Here is an 18,667-nt window from a genome sequence, read left to right on the forward strand (position 1 = left end):
GCCTGGCCTCTGACCAGAAGAGCGGAAGGGTTCCGCTTCGCATGCCAACAAGGGCCCATCGATTCCTGAAATCGATCGGGCCTATCCCTGTTTGATCGCCGAAGATGACCACGCATCGACTTCATACCCAGCATCAGCGAACCTTTGAAGGGAATCGGTTTGTCTATCCGGTCCTTTCTCGCCGCAGCAAAGGCTTGTCGATCGGGGTAAATCTGAACCCTGACAAGATCTGCAACTTCGATTGCATCTACTGCCAGGTCGACCGCCGGACCGAAAGCGAAGTCCGCTTTGTCGAAGGGGAACGGTATTATTGCGAGTTGGAAGAAATGCTCGACCTATGTGCGTCTGGCGAGATCTTTCAAACGACCAAGTTCACCGAGACGCCTGAGCATCTTCGCCGGGTGAACGACATTGCTTTCAGCGGCGATGGCGAACCGACCACCTATCGCAACTTCGACGAGTTGATCGAACGGAGTGCCGAGATCAAACGGAAGCATGGTCTCGATCAGGTGAAGATGGTTCTCATTACCAACGCAACCATGTTCCATCGTCCGCACGTGCAGCGCGGCCTTGAGATCCTGGACGCGAACCAGGGAGAAGTCTGGGCCAAGCTCGACGCCGGGACCGAGTCGTACTATCGGACGATCGAACGAACCAAGATCCCGTTTCAGCGTGTGCTGGACAATCTGCTGCTCGCTGCCCAGGTTCGCCCAATTGTGATTCAATCGATGTTCCTGAGGTTGCTGGGCCAGTCTCCGACCGCGGAGGAGATCGTCGCGTTCTGTGATCGCCTGAATACCATCGTGGCGGAAGGGGGCCAGATTAAGCTGGTTCAGGTCTACACCGTCGCTCGCAAACCGGCCGAATCGATTGTGGCTCCGCTCGACGATTCCGAAGTCGACACGATCGCTCAGACCGTGCGAGATCGCACCGGACTGACGGCAGAAGTTTATTACGGCAGTTCGGATTACTAAGCATGGCCACCCACTCGAAACAAACGCTTTACCTGTTGGGCGGCATCATCGCTGCCTTGGCCGTGTGGGGCATCTACCTGGCAATCGGCTCGTATCTTGGCATGGGAGAAGGAACCCGTGCGTACGATATCCGCCGGGGCCTGATGGTGGTGGCATGCATGGGCGGCTTCCTCCTTTTCTGGGGAGCCTTGCTCTGGAATCGCAATCGCCGGACGAACTCCGACGACTCTTAATTGCCTTTCCCTTCCCTCAGCTTTAAGTGGCGTTGCCCAATGGGCGGGCTGACTTGTCTGCGACACGCCTCTACAATAAAGGGGTAAGGTCCGCGTAGCCAACCATGAAGTGAAGGATCGGAAGATGTCTGAAACCAAGATTCGCATCCGTGACAACGGCCCATTTCTCGTCGAAGGCCCTGTCACCCTGGAGGACTCGGAAGGGAACTCCTACACGATCGATAAACCATCGATCGCCTTGTGCCGCTGCGGTGCATCGGATAACAAACCATTCTGCGACGGCAAGCACAAGCATTGCGGCTTCGCCTCGGAAGACCGCGCCACGACCGGCTAGACATTCCTGGCAGTCGTCGCCACCACCTGACACGAACGTCAAGCGGCCTGAAGACCAACTTGGTTTCCAGGCCGCTTGCTCGTTGTTGGGGGAAGAAAGCAAGCTTCGCGCTGCCTGCTTTCCGATTTCACGATTCGCTTAAATCTGGAACTGTGCCACCAGCGTTTGCAGATCGCTCGAGATTCCCGAGAGGATCCCACTGCAGTTCTTGGTCTGGCCTGCTCCTTGCGAAACTTCGTAGGCACTCTTGTCGACTGAAGTAACCGAGCGAGCGATCTCTTCGCCGGCGGTTGCCGATTCCGAAACGGACTGAGTCACCATCCGAACGGCCGAGTTGGTTTGGGCCACACTACCGGCGATTTCCTGGGTCGTAGCCGATTGCTCTTCAATCGCCGCGGCAACCTCTTGCGAGATATGATTCATCTTCATCACGACCTCGCGAATCGCATCGATCGAGCTAAGCGACTCGCCCGACGCTTCTTGAATCCCCAGTACGCGGCGTTCGATATCCTCGGTCGCCTTGGCGGTCTGGCGAGCGAGCTCTTTCACTTCTTCTGCGACCACCGCGAAACCCTTACCCGATTCCCCGGCACGGGCCGCTTCAATGGTGGCGTTCAAGGCAAGCAGATTGGTTTGCTCGGCAATGTCTTGAATCAGCTCGACGACGCCACCAATCTCGCTGGCAGCCTGGCGAAGTTCGGTCAAGCGATCCCGGCTGTTATCTGCGAGGCGATTCGCTTCGGCGGACACGTTGCTGGCTTGTTCCATGTTGTTGGCGATTTGTCCAATGCTGATCGACATCTCCTCGACCGCGCTGGCAACCGAATCCATGTTCGTCGACATCTGCGTTGCAGCCGCCGACATGTTCCGCATGTTGACCGAAAGCTCTTCCGCAGCGGCAGCCGCCGAGGTCGATTGCGACTTGGTATTACTCGACACGTTCGACATGCTGTCGGCCGTATTGCTCATGCTATGAGCCGACTGGGCAATGGCTTCGCTGTTGCGAGTCAGAGCCGTCATCGCTTTCTGCAAGTTGTCGACCATTGTGTTCAACGACTTCGACATGCTGCCAATTTCGTCCTGGGCATTCACATCCACACGCTGGCGCAGATCGCCGGTCGAGACAGCGCCCAAGATGCCCATCACTTTTCGGATCGGCAACACGATCGCTCGGCTTTGCAGGATCGCAACGAGAACGCCCAAGATCACGGCAATCACACAAACACTGGCAACCATCACGAGAGTTGCCCGATTCGAAGAATCCACTTGAGGGCCTAATTCGTTTTGCAGGCCCTGGATGGTTTCTCGCAACTTCGCCGTGGTCACGGCAACGCGAGGTCCTAGAGTATCCCATTCATCACGCACAAGACGTCGTTCTTCTATCAATGCCTGGGCCAATTCCTGAAACTTGGGTTGATAAAGCTGGGACGATGCGAGCGTGGCATCCACCAATTGCTTTCGTTCATTGCTTTTCAGCGTTGACTTCAGTTTTTCGAGCTCTGTTTCCAGCTTGTCACCAACTGCCAATGTCCTCTGCAGATTATCGGCGGTAGGATTCTGTATGAATCGGTTCGCGGCTAAACGCAACTGCATCACGATACTGAGTGTCTGCCCAGCAGTTGCGGCGGCTTCGACATTATCGTCTGTCTTCGCAGTTTGCATGACCTGTAATAAGTTGCGTTCCATGTTAGGGCCTTCGACATCGAGCACTTCGCGCTGAACCTTCGATCGCAACTCTCGAGCAGTCGCCATATCGTCGAATGCAACTTCGTATTGCTGCACCAACTGGCGAATTTCGGTTACCATGGCCTGCTGTTCTGGATCGGAAATTCGCTCGTCTGCTTCCACAAGTAGCTTCTCAAGATCCGATCGTACCTGCTTGAATCGCTCGACAAACCTGGGATCGCTGGTGATATCGAAGTTCTTCGCCGTAAACTGAATCTGCATCATGCCGTCGGCAATGTCGGAACAAAAGTTTGAGTCGCGTGCCAGTTTGCGATAGTCCTGAAATCCAGTCGTCGCTCCGCTTAAGCCGTTCCATGCCACGCCACTGGAAATGACCATCAGCAGCAAAACCATGCCGAAGCCCAACAATGTCTTCTGCATAATATTCAAACGATTCAACATGACTTTTACTCCCCCCAGGAGTTGAATTTGCGGGTAGCGAGCCTGTTTGAGACGTTCACTCAGGACACGTTAACGACGAAGTCAAAATTCCCGATATCGAGCAAACTTAGGCCGCATCGCAAGTGAAGGCTTTCACGTTTATGACAATCACCACGGCCGAGCTGGGGTTCAGATAGGGTCCCGTTCTTCGAATGGCGACGATACCCTCACAAAATGGCAATAGCCGCAAAACTGCCGCACCTTGCCCACCCCCTACGGACTGCCGTAACAGCACCACAGGGAGGGCCCCCTCAAGAGAAAAACACGCCACGATCTAAACGATCGTCGCCTTCTCAGCGCAGCAACTTTCGCAATCCAGCATTGCGATATCTCCCGGAAAAACAGCCCATTTCGGATCTCTTTCCAGCCTGGTTTTCGTGTGGAGGGCAGTCGACGAACTCACGCATTTACATCGACATGCCTCCGACAAGTTATCCCCATTTCGAACCATCGGATGTGGAGAATTTGTGAAGGGCTAAGTCGTTGGCTGGGCTTCAGTTGGCGGGGCAGGGCGGGGGAATTTTGCCAGCGGGTGCTGTCAGTCGGTGGAACCACTCCGCGCGCTGTGCGTAGAATTCGTGCCGCTTTGAAGTTGCCCCGTTCCGCAAGAAGAGTTGCGGCCTGACTGGGGCTCACCCTGGATCACGTCTCGAGAGGATAGGAAGCCAAGTCCGCATGGAAGAACCAACTGTCGATCTCGCCGCCAACGAATCGAACGACACAACCCTGACCAACGAAACTGCAGCCCCTGCCGAAACGTCCGCCACTCGCGAAGATGTGGCCGCGTCCGATTTCCCATTAAGCGACGAACTGCTGGCCAAGTTGGAAGAAGCTTCGGCTCCTTACCTGGGCCAGTGGAACAAGCTGATCAGTACGACCAACTGGGATAAGGGGATGATCATCCACAAGTGGCGTACGTCGCTTCAGGAAGCGGGCGCTCCGACGTCGGAGTATGCTGACGAAGCCTGGGCTCGCCGCGTGGGTGGTGTTACCGGACAGCACGTGGGCCGTCTGCGTCGCGTGTTCGAACGTTTCGGCGACAACTATCCAACCTATAACGGTCTGTACTGGAGCCACTTCCAGGCCGCGATCGAGTGGGAAGATGCCGAGATGTGGCTGGAAGGTGCCGCCGAGAATAGCTGGTCGGTCGCTTCGATGCGGAACCAACGTTGGGAAACGATGGGCAAGCTCGACTCGGAACGTCCCGACGAGAAAGACATCATCTCCGGCGAAATCGACGAAGACTTCGAGCCTGCGCAAGGCAAAGATGGCGAAGTCCACGGCAGCATTGGCGAAATGGACGGACCAACCGGTCCCCTGCATGAAGGCCCAGACTTCGGCGACGAAGAGCAGAACGCCCAGGCCCGCGAAGCAAGCCAACTGGCCGAAGGCGAAGTGGGGGACTCGACCGAGCCACCATCGCTGATCAAGCCTTTCGCGGAAATCGGTGCGATGCCCGACGACGTGCTCGATGCCTTCGAGGCGTTCAAACTGGCGATCATTCGCCACCGAGCCGCCGGCTGGGACGAGTTCAGCCAGGATGACATGATCAGCTGCCTCGAGTCGCTGAAGGTCCTGGTCAACGCTCCTAGTGGCGAAACACCGAAGCCGAAGCGTCCTGCGGATGAAGATAAAGAAGAGGGTTCGTCCCCATTTTAAAGCTGCCTGATCCCCAGCTTGGTTTTCTCAAAAGGCTATGCGAGTTCCCCCGCGTAGCCTTTTTTGTTGCGCATTGAGGGCAGCGATGATGCCGAGTATTTAGGCTGGCCGAATATGGCGATTGGCCTGATTTTACGGGGCTTTTGCCTGTCAGCCCGAGTAACTTGGCGCCACACCACCGGCAACTGCTTGCCACCAGGCAATTTTCGAACAAGGCTTCCACAGAGTCTCGTCATTTTTGTGGAAGCTGATTTATGTCCTATCTCGTCGTATTCGCTGCGCTGCTCGGTATGACCGTCTATCTCGATATGGCACTGCCGATGGCAGCAGGCATCATCTTGATCGGCATGACCATCTGGGCCGTGCTGATGAATCGCAAGCTGCATATCCCGAAGTGGTAATCACCCTGGCGACCTTCTGAGTCAGGTCGGCCACTCGATTTCCCTCTTCACCCGAAGCAACCAGTTCGGTTGCTTTCTTCCCGCGACGAACCAGATCGTTCGTGCTGGCTCAGGTTTCTTGCATCAGCCAGTCGATCAGCGGAGCGCGCTGAGTTCCGACTTTGACAATCGCCCCTCGGTTCGAGGCGACCGTTTCCCAGAAGTTGTCGTCCTCGTTGCCGGTAGCCTGGGCCGCGATTCGCACGGTGGCTCCGAAGACCTCCGCGGTCCGCAGAGCCGTTCGATAGGCGAACATTGGCTTGGACGGGTTCTCTTCGCCCAGACGACTTCGGTCTAAAAGAATACGACGGATCCCGGTCTTCCGGGTAGCGCTAGCCATTGCTTGAAGCATGGCATCCCACCCTTCTTCATCCTGATCCGCCTCCGTCATCACAAACTCGAGGATTTCCAATTCCTCGATCAAACTGTGTTCATAAACAGTCATGAGTCTCACCTGCCCTTGAGAGTCGAGAAGTCCGTTGCCCAGCTCAGTTACCCCCTAGCAACCATTGGATTAACTCGTCGCGATCGTTTCCTGATCTTGCAATCGCTCCGCGATTGGTCGCGACCGTTTCCCAAAAGTTGTCGTGTTCCCACGTGGGCCTAAGCACCGCCACGCGGGCATGAACCCCGAATTGCTCCCCAGTACGAATCCCCATGCGATAACGCACCATGGACACTGGAGGAGCCGTCAGACCCGAGGCATCGACGTAGATCTTTGTCTTACCGGTCTGCTGGATGTGCTGGACCTGATCTTCCAGCAAATCCATCCACTCCTTCTCCGATGGATCCCCCGAGATGACGTACTCGAGATATTCCTCGTGTTCGACCATGTCGAAGCGTTCGTTCGACATCCTCAGCCTTCCATCGGCGCCATGTTGGCTTGAAACTTCTAGGTAGCGAATCGGGATAGTGTTGTGCGAAACTACAATGTGGATTAGCGCGACACTATTAAAATTATCGCATCTTATTGAGGAACTCGGATAATGTTTTTCCGAGACTTAGTACAGTTTCTTGCTGTTTCGCATCCTTGAGCGAACCATCATCAGCGAACGCATTATTAGCCTGCGAAATAGCCATCTGCTTTGGCAGCACGACAACTCCGATATTCCCCAGAATCATACGCACGGATACTAATCCGCGAAGTCCTCCTAAACCGCCCGGCGAAGCGCTCATGATCGAGCATACTTTGCCTTGATAGGCCGCCAGAGGGCCCTCCCCCGGAGCAGGGCGAGACACCCAGTCAATCGTGTTCTTCAGCAGCGGCGTGATCGAGCTGTTGTATTCAGGGCAAGCAATCAACAGCCCTTGGTGTGCGAGGAAGAGTTCCTTCAGCACTTGCGCGTTTTCGGGAATGCCTTGCGATTCTTCCAAGTCGCCGTCGTAGATCGGCATGGGGAAGTCGGCCAGGTCGACAAGCGTCACCTCGGCTCCTGCTTCTTCCGCCCCTTTGGCAGCGATCGCGACCAGCTTTTTGTTATACGAATCGCGACGGGCGCTACCGGCAAAGGCAAGAATCTTTGTTTGGCTCATAGCTGTATTGCTCCGAGAAGAATGAAAGGTCCCAAGAGACTTTCATCCTAACAGGCAAATCTACAGCGGAAAGCCATCCCCGCTCAGAGGGCGGGGAGAAGGCCGCAACGAAGGCTTAGCCGAGAGCAAACAGTTCCGGACCGCATTCCTGCGTGACCACTTCGCCGAACAGCGTATGGGCATGGCAGTCGTAAACGACGACCGGCAAGATCTGACCAATCTGACGCGGATTGCCATCGAACACGACAATTCGGTCGCAGTGCGTGCGGCCGATCAACTGCATCGCATGCGGATTGTCTGGCTCGTCCGCCTTCTTGATCGCCGTCTTGCTCGGTCCTTCGACCAGCACATGAACAGTGTCGCCAACCATCTTCTGGTTGTCTTCCAGGCTGATGCGATTCTGGATCGCCAGCAGGTCGTTGTTACGCTGCTGCTTGACGTGATACGGGATGTCGTCGATGAACAGTTCGGCACCACGGGTGCCTTCGCGTTCGCTGTACTTGAAGATGAAGCTGTTCTTAAAGCGACATTCTTCGACCAGCTCGACCGTCTTCTGGAAGTCTTCGTCGGTCTCGCCGCAGAAGCCAACGATGAAGTCACTGCTGACCGCGTAGCCAGGAACGATCTCGCGAATGCGGCCCATCATGTCGCGGTAGTCGGCCACGGTGTAGCCACGCTTCATCCGCTTGAGCACTTCGTCCGAGCCACTTTGCAGCGGCACATGCAGGTACGGCGAAACCTTGCTCAGATCACGAACCGCTTCCAACAGTTCGCGGGTCATGTCCTTCGGATAGTTGGTCACGAACTTGATACGCTGCAAGCCTTCGATCGCTTGAAGCTCCAGCAGCAGGTCGGCCAGTCGCCACTGCTTGCCGCTGGCGTCGGTCGCCTTGTAGCTGTTGACCGTCTGACCGACGAGCGTGATCTCGACCGTGCCATGCTCGGCCAGGTGACGGCATTCGCGAATGATGTCTTCCGGCGAACGACCTTGCTCTGGCCCACGGACACTCGGCACGATGCAGTAGGTGCAAAACTTGTCGCAGCCGATCTGAATCCGAACATAAGCCTGAAACGGCGTCGGACGCATCTCGGGATCACGCAGCGGATCGAAGCTTTCGTGGCTGCGGGTGATCTGATCACGGGTACCATCCCGACGACCAAGACTCACTTCGATCTGCTTTCCTTCGCCTGCTTCGATCTTGTTGATCATCGAAGGAATCTGGTGCAGTTGACCAGGACCGACAATCAGGTCGACGTAAGGTGCCCGCGTGAAGATCTTGTGCTGGTGGTTCTGAGCCATGCAGCCCATCACGCCGATGATCTTCTCTGGGTTCTGCTGCTTCAGATCGCGCAGCACGCCCAAGTGGCTGTAGGTTTTGTTCTCGGCCTGTTCGCGGACGCTGCATGTGTTGAACAGCAACGTATCGGCGTCTTCAGGAGAGTTCGTCAGCACGTAGCCTTGCTTTCGCAGCGTGGCCACGACCAGCTCGCTGTCGAGCATGTTCATCTGACAACCGACGGTTTCAATGTAGAGACGTTTTTCCATGCGGACGAACTTGGGCTAAGAGAGATTCAAAGGTAGCGAGTCGAACGATCGGGCCGACTGATGGCCCGGCGACTAGGCTACTTCTTTCTGTTTCTGCTTGATGAATTCTTCGAACTGTTGCTGTTGAGCACGCTCGCGGGCGACGCGATCGTCTTCCTCTTTTTGCTTCAGGGCGATCTCGCGTTGCTTGCGGAATTCCTCTTGGAATTGCCTTTCGAGACGGATACGACGTACCCGCATCAGCCGCACCAACCCAATGATGGCGACGTAACAAGCTCCGGCAAATAGAACGATGTCCCAGCGACTCACAGCGTATATTCCCGCGTCCGTGCAGAAAACCAACGGTGTATCTTAAACAACGACCCCCTTTCGGGGCGAGAGGGATTTCCAGGGCAAGCTGGGCAATTCAGGCCGAAAACGAGCCTTTTCGCATCGTCGGCCCCCTCCTGGGGTGCTGTCGCCGGTCCAACTCAGGAAGATTGGGGAAGATCGCCTTCCGACATCAACCGATCGCCGGGGCTAGGATGGTTTCCGCGTACGAACTCAGCCGCGGCCATCGGCTTCTTTCCGGCAGGCTGGATCATCTCGACAACGATCTGGCCACCTTCCGCCGCGAAGCTCAGTTGGTCTCCTTCCGCCGCACAAATTGTCCCGGGCGGAAACTCGGCAGCGGCCGACTCACGAACCAGGCTCACTTTCGATAGCAGCAGTCGCATCGGCGGCTTGCCCTCTCGCACCCAATGGGTGTAACAGCCAGGCCATGGCTGATAGGCGCGGAACTTGTTGTAGATCAGTTCGGCTGGATCACTCCAGTTAATGTCGGCGTCCGACTTCTTCAGTCGCGGTGCCTTCGAGACCAATGCCGGATCCTGCGGCTCGCCCACCAGCGTATCGGGATCGTGCGTCAGCAGAAGTTCAATCGACTCGACTACCGCAGCCACGCCAAGCTGGGCCAAACGAGGCTCGAGGTCGACCGCCGTTTCGGTCGGACCGATCGGCGTCCGCACGATCTTCAGGCAAGGTCCGCCATCGAGCTTGGGGGTCATGTGAATGACGGTGATGCCCGTCTCTTCATCGCCACTGAGAATCGCCCAGTTGACCGGCGCTGCGCCACGATACTTCGGCAAGATCGAACCGTGCAGATTGATTCCACCGAACTTCGACGTCGCCAGGGACTCTCGCGATAAGATCTGACCGTAGTCGCATACCACCAGCAGTTCCGGCTGAAGTTGCCGAAGCAGTTCGCGCGACTCGTCGGTGTTGATGCTTTCCGGATCGTAGATCGGCAAACCATGCTCGGTGGCGACATCACGCATCGGAGTCGGGACCGACGACTTGCGTCGATGCACCGTGCGAACCGGCTGCGTGAACAGACAGACCACTTCGTGATCGCTCTCGATCAGGGCCTGAAACGTCGGAACCGCGAACGGCCCGGTTCCCATCATAACGATTCGCATGACAGATCCTTCCAACACGCTGCGTGCGGCAGACTAGGCGTACTTCGCTTCGAGCTCGTTCTGGAACTTCACGATCTCTTCGTCGGTCGGCAGCTTGCCTTCGCTGCGGAGCCGTTCGAAGGTCAGCTCGAACTGATCGACTTGCGGTTGAATCTCGTAGAGCGATTCGTCGTCCATGCGATCGGTGAACATGATACCGTCGAGGTGGTCGGTCTCGTGCTGGACGCAGCGAGCGAACATGCCGTCGACCTTCTGCTCGAACTTCTGGCCGTTGAGCATGTACGCACTAAACAGAATCTCGGCCGGACGAAGCACAGGGCCATAAACGCCCGGCAGGCTGAGACAGCCTTCTTCCGCTTCGTCGGTACCGGTGGTGCGACCGATGGTCGGATTGATGAAGACGAGCTCTTCGCCTTCCCCCTTTTCGCCTGCCAGATTCATGATGAAGAACCGCAGCGGAATACCCACCTGATTAGCGGCCAGGCCGATCCCGCGAGCCTGGTACATCAGATCGAACATCTCGCCAATCATGGCGCGAAGTTCGGCATCGACCTTTTTGACAGGCTTCGACTTGTAACGCAGGGTCGGGTGAGGGAAGTGGATAATCTGCAACGTATCGGTCCTAAGTGCCAGCGCCCCAACAGCTCTTGCCGCCTCCCTGTTTGCGAGAGAAAGAGGCGGCGAAACGATCCATTATAGGAAGAATTGGGGGCTGGTCGACAGGCCGACGCTAGGCCGGCCGACTCCGGCCATGAACCGGGTAGACGCGCGGTTCATCCGCTTCTTCCCCTTCCGAGACGACAGGCGCCGACGACTCTGAGGTCTCGTCCTTGGTCGGCTCAGGCGTCGAATCGTCGTCGTCCGACTTCTTTTCGCGGGCCTTATGATCCGGGCGGAACACGCGCCCCAGCGGCCCCGCCAGCAGCGCCGGCAGGAAGATCAAGTCGCCCACCAAGGCAACAGCCAGTAGCGAAACCATCAGGTAACCAAACCGCTGCGTCGGGGTGAAGGTGCTCAGGCCGAAGACTGCCAGTCCGAGACCACCGATGATGGTCGTCTGGAACATGGCCATGGCACAGCGGCTATATGCTTCTTTAATCGCGCGAGCGCGGGTATATCCTTCATCGAGCCCCCAGCGGAACCAGGTCAGGAAGTGAACCGTATCGTCCACAGCCACACCCATCGCCACGCTGGCAGTCATCATGGTACCGATGTCGACTTCCATCCCCGTCCAAGACATAAAGCCAAAGACCACGCAGATCGGGAAGACGTTCGGCAACATCGAGATCAAACCGGCACGCAAGCTCTTGAGCACCAGTGACATCACCAGAGCGATCAGAACAAATGCCCAGACGGTACTTTCAATCAGGTTCGAGAGCAGCGTCCGAGCAGCTTTGTAAACGACCGGCACGACCCCGGTGTAAACCATCGAGACCGGCGGACGTTCATCGCTATACATCCGAGCAATCTGCTGCCCGTTGTATTCGTGCTGGGTCATGTCGAAGGTCTGCTTGATGTTCGCGTTCTCACCAATCGCCGACATGTTGTAGGCTGCATTGGGTTCGATCAGCACGACATATTCCGCGTGCCCGCGATTGTCGTTCAGGATGTAATCCAGACGATTCTCGCTATGCGTGCCGGGATCGTGATCCAGCACCTTGATACGGGCATTCACCAGCAGGTCACGAAGCGTTTCCGCGAAGACCTTGGTAGCGTCGATATGGTCGTACAGGTCGTGATCCGTTTCCTCACCCGCTTCTTCGCGAGCCTTGGCGGTTTCGTAATTCACGCCCAACAGCGCAACCTTGGCATTCACGTAGCCTTTGCCATCCCGGTCTTTATCGATGGCCTTCAAGATTTGGTCGCGGGCCGCATAGGCATCCATGACCGGCTCCGTCACGCGCTTCAGCTCGTTGACGAAGTTTCCATAGTCGATGTTCTCGAGGGCTCCCAGACGCAAGCTGACACGCCACAACTCGGCGCCGTTCTGCTTGTCGACACGCAAGTAGTCGGACCGCACGAACTCGTTGAACGAAGCCTCTAACTGTGTGCTGTAGGTATAGCGTTCCGAAAGCGACGCGGTGCTGCTACCAGCATCGGGAAGTTCCGGAGCAAAAGTCAGCGCCGACATCGGTGGCCCCACCAACTTCGAGCCATCGGGGCCCAGGTATTCCTCCACGACATTGGCGACACGCTGGGCCATTTCCATCCGTTCCAGGAACTTGTACTGGAACTTGGGATCGAGCTTCTTTTCGCTTTCCAGAGCCTTGGGATTGTATGCCTTGTCAGGATCGGTCTCGCCGTAATACAGCATTTCCGGTTCGACGCGGACTACCAGTTCCATCGGAACCAGCTTGCCCAGGTGACCTTCCAGCCACGCATAGTCTTTGATGATGCGGGCATCGTTGTCGAACATCTTCAGCAACTGGACCGAAGTCTTCAGATACTGCAGGCCAAAGGCGAAGAACAAGAAGATCGCCATACAGCTGAGAGCAACCTTGACGTTGTTCGCAATGATGTAGTCACCAATGCGATCGCCCATGCCGCGAATCCATTTTCCGGTTGGCGATGGTTCTTTCGGAGTCAGTTCACCCTTCTTGCCTGCCGGACTCGGCGGCCACATCTGCAAAGCGGCCGGCAGATAGGTAAACAACAACACCAACGTTGCCAACACCCCCAGTGCCGAGAAGATACCGAATTTGTGAATCGGCATGATGCTACTGGTCGCGAGCGAACCCAAACCAACCGCCGTCGTCACGGCAGCGATCGTACATGGATACCAACCATGGGCCACGGTCAGTTCCGGAGCGTTGCGCAGCGTTCCAGTTTCTTGCACGACATCGCGATAGTAATTCACGATATGGATCGCGCCCGATAGACCGAGCACGTAAACCACCGCCGGCATCGACATCATCACCGCGTCGGTCGTGGGATCGAGCCACCAGATGAACGTTCCGGCGGTCCACCACACCAGCGACAAACTCGCCACGGCGCTGATACCACCAACGAAGAAGACCATGATCGTCAGCTTGATACTTCGCAGGCAGAGATAAGAGAGTCCCAACCCAATGATCACCGCGAAGGTCACCAGGCGGGCCAGCGTTCGTTCGCCTTCTTCGTCGATCGAAACGTTATCGACCGGCGGACCGCCCAATCGGAGTTCTTCTGTCGTAATGCCTGCCTGCTCGGCCAACTCTTCGAGCTGACCACGCGGACGTCCCAGGACGCCATGTCCCATCGTGCGGCGGAGATCGACTTTGCCGGCGTCGGTCAGCGTGACAATCAAACAGGTTTGCTTGCCGTCGGGACCAAACAGCGTTCCCGTTAACCGATCGAGAGCCTTCTTCCGTGCTTCTTCCAGTTCTTGCGGCGAAGGGTTGTCGGTCCGCAGCAGCGTACCGCCAGGAGCGGACAAACTGGCCAAGACATCGGGACCGGTGGTCACCGACTTGAAAAGGCGTGCCTGCAGGCGTTTTGGTTTTTCGTAATAGAAGGTGTCGACCTTTTTGACGTACTCGCCACCGATCGAGTTACCTCCTGTGAACAAGCGTTCGCTGGCGCGGCCCAATGCGCCCAGGACCGTGTTCTGCCCGTTCCACTTATAGATCTCGCCATTCTCGAGAATGTAGTACCAGGTCGATTGATTCCCCAGCAGCCACTTCTCGTTCTCGCCAGCCCAGTTGGTGTGCTCTTCACCGGGATAATAGAGTCCCAGTTCGTCACCGATGAAGTCAGGCATCCGATGATCGACCGGTTCCTTGGCTTCTTCTCCTTCAACAGCTGGTGGTGGAACCAGCAGGCGCGCAAGCAACTCGAGTCGTTGATCGTCAGCCGTGCATCCGTCCCAACTGACCAGTACGAATTGCTCGCCCAGAAAATGATCGCGGAACCAGTCTAACTCCGACGTCTCGGCGAAGTCGTCGGGCAACCAGTCCTTCACATCATTCTTCATCCGTTCTAGCGACAGTCGTGCACCGCGCAGCGCGAAGGGCACAAGAAAGAAAATCGCCATCAAAACGAATAGGGCGTATCGCTCGAAGAATGTAGGTCGACGCATCTGCATCAAAATCCGCTCTTTGAGAATCCTGGGACAGCTTTGATTAGGGGTTCGTTGGTTGCTGGTACCAAGAATCGAATCCCACCGAATCGGACGGTAGGCACGGCATCGATGTTAGGGCTCTTGTTGCCAGCCCCTTCATCAAAAGTTCTTTTGCCGTAAGCTGCCTGCGTAAAATCAGCTCAATCGGGGCTAAATTTCACGCGCTTCAGCGTTTAAAGCTACAGTTTTCTACAACTTGAGTCTATGGCAGGCGCAGTCACCCCATTTTACGTAATTACGCCAGACGGTGATTGAGGACGATTCCTGAACCTTCGGTCCCCAGAAAATCGAGAATCCCTCCGTTGACTCCGGTAGAATACGGCAGACACGACATGTTCTTGCACCATTAACCTCGACAAGGAGGCTCCGATGACGACGCCACTCGAGACACTCATTCAGGCAGGCACCAAAGTTTGGCTCGATTCGATCGATCCGCAGCTGGTCGATAGCAATTACAAGCTCGGTGTCTCGGGGGCGACCTCGAACCCGGTTATCGTCTCCGATTTGATCAAATCAGGCAAATTCGACAGCTGGATCGAAGAACTGACCTCGCAAGGAAAAGAATCAGGCGAAATTGCCTGGTCGATTACCAATCGATTGGTGCAGAACGCGCAAGATGTCTTTCTGCCGGTTTGGGAAAAGACCGAAGGCAACGACGGCTACGTCAGCTTCGAGCTCGATCCGCTGCTGGAAGATCCAGAACGCAACATGCCGCACGAAGAACGGGTCGCCAAATACATCGAGCTCGGCAAGTTCTGGGGTCTGGGTCACAAGAACCGCATGATCAAAGTTCCTGCCACACCAGCAGGGATTGATGCTTTGGAAGAATTGTGTGCCGCTGGCATTACCTTGAACGTGACACTTTGCTTCACGATGCGTCAGTATCATGCGGCCCGGGAAGCGGTCTGGCGTGGTGCTCAGCGTCGCGAGTCGCTCGACGGCTTCAAGAGTGTCTACTCGATCTTCGTTTCCCGCGTCGACGTTTACACCGAGAAGCACATCCCCGATCTGAGTGACGAGGCCCAGGGCCAGTTGGGGATTGTCAACGCGAAGAACATCTGGAAAGACAACGACGACTTCTGGAAGTCGAAAGGTTTGAAGCTGCAGCAAGAGTTGATCTTCGCATCGACAGGTACCAAGCTCCCTTCCGATCCACCATGGAAGTATGTCGCTGCGTTTGCTGGCGATGGCATCGAAACCAACCCGCCCAAGACGAACGAACTGGTTCAAGAGAGCGGCAAGGCGTTCGAGAAAGAAATCGACAAGATGCCATCCCAGGCCATCCTCGACGAACTGGAAGCCAAGGTCGACTACGCCGATCTGGAAAAGGTTCTGATGGAAGAAGGGATCGCCAAGTTTGCCGATCCACAGAAGAACCTGTTGCAGTTGATCGAATCGAAGAAAGCAGCCGTCTAAGGCTTGCTACTCCGCAAATCACCCTCCGGCCAGCCTTTCACGGTGGAGGCCGGAGCGTGCAGCAGCGGATCGATCTTCGAGGCGAATGCCTGGCCATCCGGGGCGGTGTCTTGATTGAACAGCACCGCCCAAGTCACGCCATCCGCGCGGGAAACGAGCAGCGTCGAAACGCCTGAAAGACTTCCGTTGTGCCAGCAAGTCCACGGAAGCAAACTCTCTTTTGCCGGTCGCACCATCCATCCACAACCGTAGTACGCCGTCGGTGGCGACTGTTTCCCGTTGAGCTTCGGTGGTGCGAACATCGTCTCCATGCTCTGCGAAGACAAAAGCGGCTCTTCAGCAGGGAAGAATAAACCTGACGTGAATTTCACGAGATCGCTGGCGGAGGCCAACCAACCGCCGACCGGTGCGAGGTTCTCGATCCGTTCGGCACCGTATGGAAAAGGAATCTTCGCCGGCCCTTCGTCAGCCAAAACATATCGGCCGGTGCGTTGTTGCCCGTCACGATACTCGACCTCGTCCGGAGCACGATCTTCCGGCAGCGTTCGCGCCAGACGCATGTTGGCGACTCCCAGTGGCTGCAGAACTTCCTTCTGTACGAACTGATCGTAAGGCTGGCCACTGACCTGCTCGATCATCTGCCCCAACATGAGATAACCAACGTTAGAGTACGAAAACCTCTCGCCCGGAGCGAAGTCGAGCGGACGCGTGAACGCGAACTGCAGCAGGTCTTCGGGAGACAACGGAAACGACTTCCCCAGTTTCGACTTGATCTGATGGCTCATGGCGAATGGATCACCGGAGACAGGCGTATCGAAACCAGCCGTGTGCTGTAGACAGTTCCGTATGGTCACCGTGGCCAGCCGAGGATCTACCCATTGGCTAGTTTCTTCAGCAAGGTACGGCGTTTTCAGCAGCGGCAGAATCGGTTGATCGAGCGTGATTTTCTGTTGCTCGACGAGCTTCATTACCGCAGTGGCGGTGATCGATTTGCTGATACTGGCGATGCGAAATAAAGACTCGGGTTCGACTGGCTTCGTTCGAGCGTGGTCGGCGTAGCCGAATCCTTTCGCGTAGACCAGGTTGCCGCGATAGCCCACCGCCAGGGAAGCACCCAGCGGTTGGTTCTCGCGAAAGAACGTTTCCATAACCGCGTCAAACGCGGCAGGCTCTTTCAGGCTATGCCCCGTCGAAACGATGGACTCCTCGTCTTCGTCTCCCCGAGCGATCTTGCTTCCCAGCAATGCCGCGACCGCAGTCGTGGTGGTTTGAAGTAGCCAGGCTCGCCTTGATGATCGTTCCGACATCGTGCTCGGTACCTTTACTCGGGTAAATAGCCAAACTTACGGAACCAGAGCCATGTATCTTCCAGCGTCTGATCGAGCGGACGGTTGTGATAGCCCAGTTCCACTTCCGCCTTGTCGCTCAGGTAATAGTGGAACTGGCTTGCGATCTTGATGGCGGCCGAGTTGACTTCCGATTCCGTGCCATCCATTTGCGAATACGCATCGCCGCCAAGTCCGACTAGCATCGCAATCACCGGTCCGAGTCGTCCCCAAGGAGGTCGTCGACCGGTGATCTTCGCCATTCGCTTCCATAACTCAAAGTAACGCAGGTTCTCGCCGGCGAGAATATAGTTCTCGCCACTCCTTCCCTTGGTCATACCTTGAATGATTGCCGCTGACACGTCGCGAACATCGCAAGTACTGCCACCGCCGCGCGGTGCCATCGGTGGCTGCTTTTGCACAACTGAAATCAGCATCCGACCGGAAGATGGCTTCCAGTCCCACGGACCGAACATCAAGGCAGGGTTCATAAAGACAACGTCGAGCCCTTCCGACATCATTCCCCGCAGTTCATCTTCCGCTTCGCGCTTGGTCAACACGTAAGGACATGGAATCTTTCCTTCGCGCGGCGACTCTTCCGTGGCGGGCTCGTCTTCTTTGCCAACGCCCAGGGCATCGACGGACGAAACATGGACCATGCGGACGCCATTCTTAATCGCGGCTCGGCCAACCGCTTTCGAGCCATCGACGTTCACCTGCCGCATGGCTTTGCCTTTGCTCCATCCGATGTGAACCATCGCCGCCGCATGGATGATCGCATCGACGCCTCGCGCCGCGGTCATGACGGTTTCTTCGTCACGAACATCGCCTGGGACAATCTCAACATCGAGGCCTGCTAACGAACGATCGGCTCGCGGATCACGTACCATCACTCGGACCTGATGTCCTTGTTCTAGCAGCATGCGGGTGACGTTATTCCCCACCAGTCCGGTTGCCCCAGTCACGAGTGCCAGCACTTTTATCTCCTCTCAAGGCGTCAATCAGCGTTGTGGATTTCTAGTTTAATTGTGTTTCGAGCCGAAACGAATTGACATAGTCGACGGCTTCTAAACAAGCTGGAACAGGGCCGTCAAAAGGCGATCCGCATTACCATCACCGCGGCTGACGAGCATTCGTCAGCTCGGTTTTTACTCCTTTTGGTTCGACCTGTTAGCCAGGGTCTCTTCATGCGAAACAGACCGATCGCATGCTAGCGATCAGAGAGCAACTTTCAGACCCTCGTGCCGAACCATTCTTGATGGTGGAAATTTAACGCATTCCTCCCGCAATTTAGCCGCCTCTTGCCAGCCGGGAATACTGCTACGCCGAAGTGTGCATTTTCAGGCCAATGCCACTATCAAGGTATTGCTGACTGGCTACAACGAAGTACCTTAAGGAAGCTTCACTTCCACTGTTTCTAGGCGTGGGCGAAGTATCTTCCGCAATGCGTATTTTCAGCGGTTTTGAGATCTAGTTGATTTGCTA

The 18,667-nt window shown here is 56.2% G+C and carries 17 protein-coding genes; 6 read left to right on the forward strand and 11 right to left on the reverse strand.

Features of this window, described 5'->3' with window-relative positions; all coding sequences use genetic code 11:
* Nucleotides 1-104 precede the first annotated feature (104 nt).
* The 3 genes from AB1L30_RS20090 to AB1L30_RS20100 all read left to right on the forward strand — a co-directional run bounded on the left by AB1L30_RS20090 (nt 105) and on the right by AB1L30_RS20100 (nt 1,541).
* Entirely contained in the window at nt 105-974 is an 870-nt protein-coding gene (locus AB1L30_RS20090) for a radical SAM protein (RefSeq protein WP_367015370.1), read from the forward strand.
* A 2-nt stretch (nt 975-976) separates the two neighbouring features.
* The gene (locus AB1L30_RS20095) at nt 977-1,207 is read left to right on the forward strand and encodes a hypothetical protein (RefSeq protein ID WP_367015372.1); all 231 of its coding nucleotides are present in this window, start codon (nt 977-979) and stop codon (nt 1,205-1,207) included.
* Between the two features lie 124 nt (nt 1,208-1,331).
* On the forward strand, nt 1,332-1,541 hold the full coding sequence (locus tag AB1L30_RS20100) for a CDGSH iron-sulfur domain-containing protein (protein ID WP_367015374.1): 210 nt from the start codon (nt 1,332-1,334) through the stop codon (nt 1,539-1,541).
* Between the two features lie 138 nt (nt 1,542-1,679).
* Here the strand turns inward: AB1L30_RS20100 and AB1L30_RS20105 are convergent, their stop codons facing one another.
* Nucleotides 1,680-3,668 carry a methyl-accepting chemotaxis protein gene (locus tag AB1L30_RS20105; RefSeq protein ID WP_367015376.1) on the reverse strand — a complete coding sequence of 663 codons (1,989 nt, stop codon included), beginning with the start codon at nt 3,666-3,668 and terminating at the stop codon, nt 1,680-1,682.
* A 714-nt stretch (nt 3,669-4,382) separates the two neighbouring features.
* Here AB1L30_RS20105 and AB1L30_RS20110 point away from each other — a divergent pair.
* Both AB1L30_RS20110 and AB1L30_RS20115 read left to right on the forward strand, forming a co-directional pair.
* Entirely contained in the window at nt 4,383-5,366 is a 984-nt protein-coding gene (locus AB1L30_RS20110; RefSeq protein WP_367015378.1) for a hypothetical protein, read from the forward strand.
* A gap of 254 nt (nt 5,367-5,620) precedes the next feature.
* Nucleotides 5,621-5,767, forward strand: a complete 147-nt coding sequence (locus tag AB1L30_RS20115) for a hypothetical protein (protein WP_345089714.1) — start codon at nt 5,621-5,623, stop codon at nt 5,765-5,767.
* A 109-nt stretch (nt 5,768-5,876) separates the two neighbouring features.
* Here AB1L30_RS20115 and AB1L30_RS20120 read toward each other — a convergent pair whose 3' ends face one another.
* The 8 genes from AB1L30_RS20120 to AB1L30_RS20155 all read right to left on the reverse strand — a co-directional run bounded on the left by AB1L30_RS20120 (nt 5,877) and on the right by AB1L30_RS20155 (nt 14,399).
* Nucleotides 5,877-6,251 (reverse strand): hypothetical protein, encoded by a 375-nt coding sequence (locus AB1L30_RS20120; RefSeq protein ID WP_367015380.1) that lies wholly within the window; start codon nt 6,249-6,251, stop codon nt 5,877-5,879.
* A gap of 43 nt (nt 6,252-6,294) precedes the next feature.
* Nucleotides 6,295-6,660, reverse strand: coding sequence for a hypothetical protein (locus AB1L30_RS20125; RefSeq protein ID WP_367015382.1), 366 nt, complete (start codon nt 6,658-6,660; stop codon nt 6,295-6,297).
* Nucleotides 6,661-6,763: 103 nt separating this feature from the next.
* The gene (locus AB1L30_RS20130; RefSeq protein WP_345089708.1) at nt 6,764-7,339 is read right to left on the reverse strand and encodes an NAD(P)H-dependent oxidoreductase; all 576 of its coding nucleotides are present in this window, start codon (nt 7,337-7,339) and stop codon (nt 6,764-6,766) included.
* Nucleotides 7,340-7,454: 115 nt separating this feature from the next.
* Entirely contained in the window at nt 7,455-8,885 is a 1,431-nt protein-coding gene (gene miaB, locus AB1L30_RS20135; protein WP_345089706.1) for a tRNA (N6-isopentenyl adenosine(37)-C2)-methylthiotransferase MiaB, read from the reverse strand.
* Between the two features lie 72 nt (nt 8,886-8,957).
* The gene (locus AB1L30_RS20140; RefSeq protein ID WP_367015384.1) at nt 8,958-9,194 is read right to left on the reverse strand and encodes a hypothetical protein; all 237 of its coding nucleotides are present in this window, start codon (nt 9,192-9,194) and stop codon (nt 8,958-8,960) included.
* Between the two features lie 161 nt (nt 9,195-9,355).
* Nucleotides 9,356-10,342: a methionyl-tRNA formyltransferase gene (gene fmt, locus AB1L30_RS20145; protein ID WP_367015386.1), complete on the reverse strand. Its 987-nt coding sequence runs from the start codon at nt 10,340-10,342 to the stop codon at nt 9,356-9,358.
* A 33-nt stretch (nt 10,343-10,375) separates the two neighbouring features.
* Nucleotides 10,376-10,954 carry a peptide deformylase gene (gene def, locus AB1L30_RS20150; RefSeq protein WP_345089697.1) on the reverse strand — a complete coding sequence of 193 codons (579 nt, stop codon included), beginning with the start codon at nt 10,952-10,954 and terminating at the stop codon, nt 10,376-10,378.
* A gap of 118 nt (nt 10,955-11,072) precedes the next feature.
* Nucleotides 11,073-14,399, reverse strand: a complete 3,327-nt coding sequence (locus AB1L30_RS20155; RefSeq protein WP_367015388.1) for an MMPL family transporter — start codon at nt 14,397-14,399, stop codon at nt 11,073-11,075.
* 411 nt (nt 14,400-14,810) lie between these two features.
* Here AB1L30_RS20155 and AB1L30_RS20160 point away from each other — a divergent pair, with 411 nt between their 5' ends.
* Nucleotides 14,811-15,857, forward strand: a complete 1,047-nt coding sequence (locus AB1L30_RS20160) for a transaldolase family protein (protein WP_367015390.1) — start codon at nt 14,811-14,813, stop codon at nt 15,855-15,857.
* On the opposite strand, the gene AB1L30_RS20165 is transcribed toward AB1L30_RS20160, so the two are convergent.
* Both AB1L30_RS20165 and AB1L30_RS20170 read right to left on the reverse strand, forming a co-directional pair.
* Nucleotides 15,854-17,164 (reverse strand): serine hydrolase domain-containing protein, encoded by a 1,311-nt coding sequence (locus tag AB1L30_RS20165; protein ID WP_367015392.1) that lies wholly within the window; start codon nt 17,162-17,164, stop codon nt 15,854-15,856. The genes AB1L30_RS20160 and AB1L30_RS20165 overlap by 4 nt on opposite strands.
* Nucleotides 17,165-17,178: 14 nt before the next feature.
* Complete coding sequence (locus tag AB1L30_RS20170; RefSeq protein ID WP_367015394.1) at nt 17,179-18,159, reverse strand: NAD-dependent epimerase/dehydratase family protein; 981 nt, start codon at nt 18,157-18,159, stop codon at nt 17,179-17,181.
* Nucleotides 18,160-18,667: the final 508 nt, after the last annotated feature.

It is taken from the genome of Bremerella sp. JC817 (genome assembly GCF_040718835.1).
Lineage (GTDB): Bacteria > Planctomycetota > Planctomycetia > Pirellulales > Pirellulaceae > Bremerella.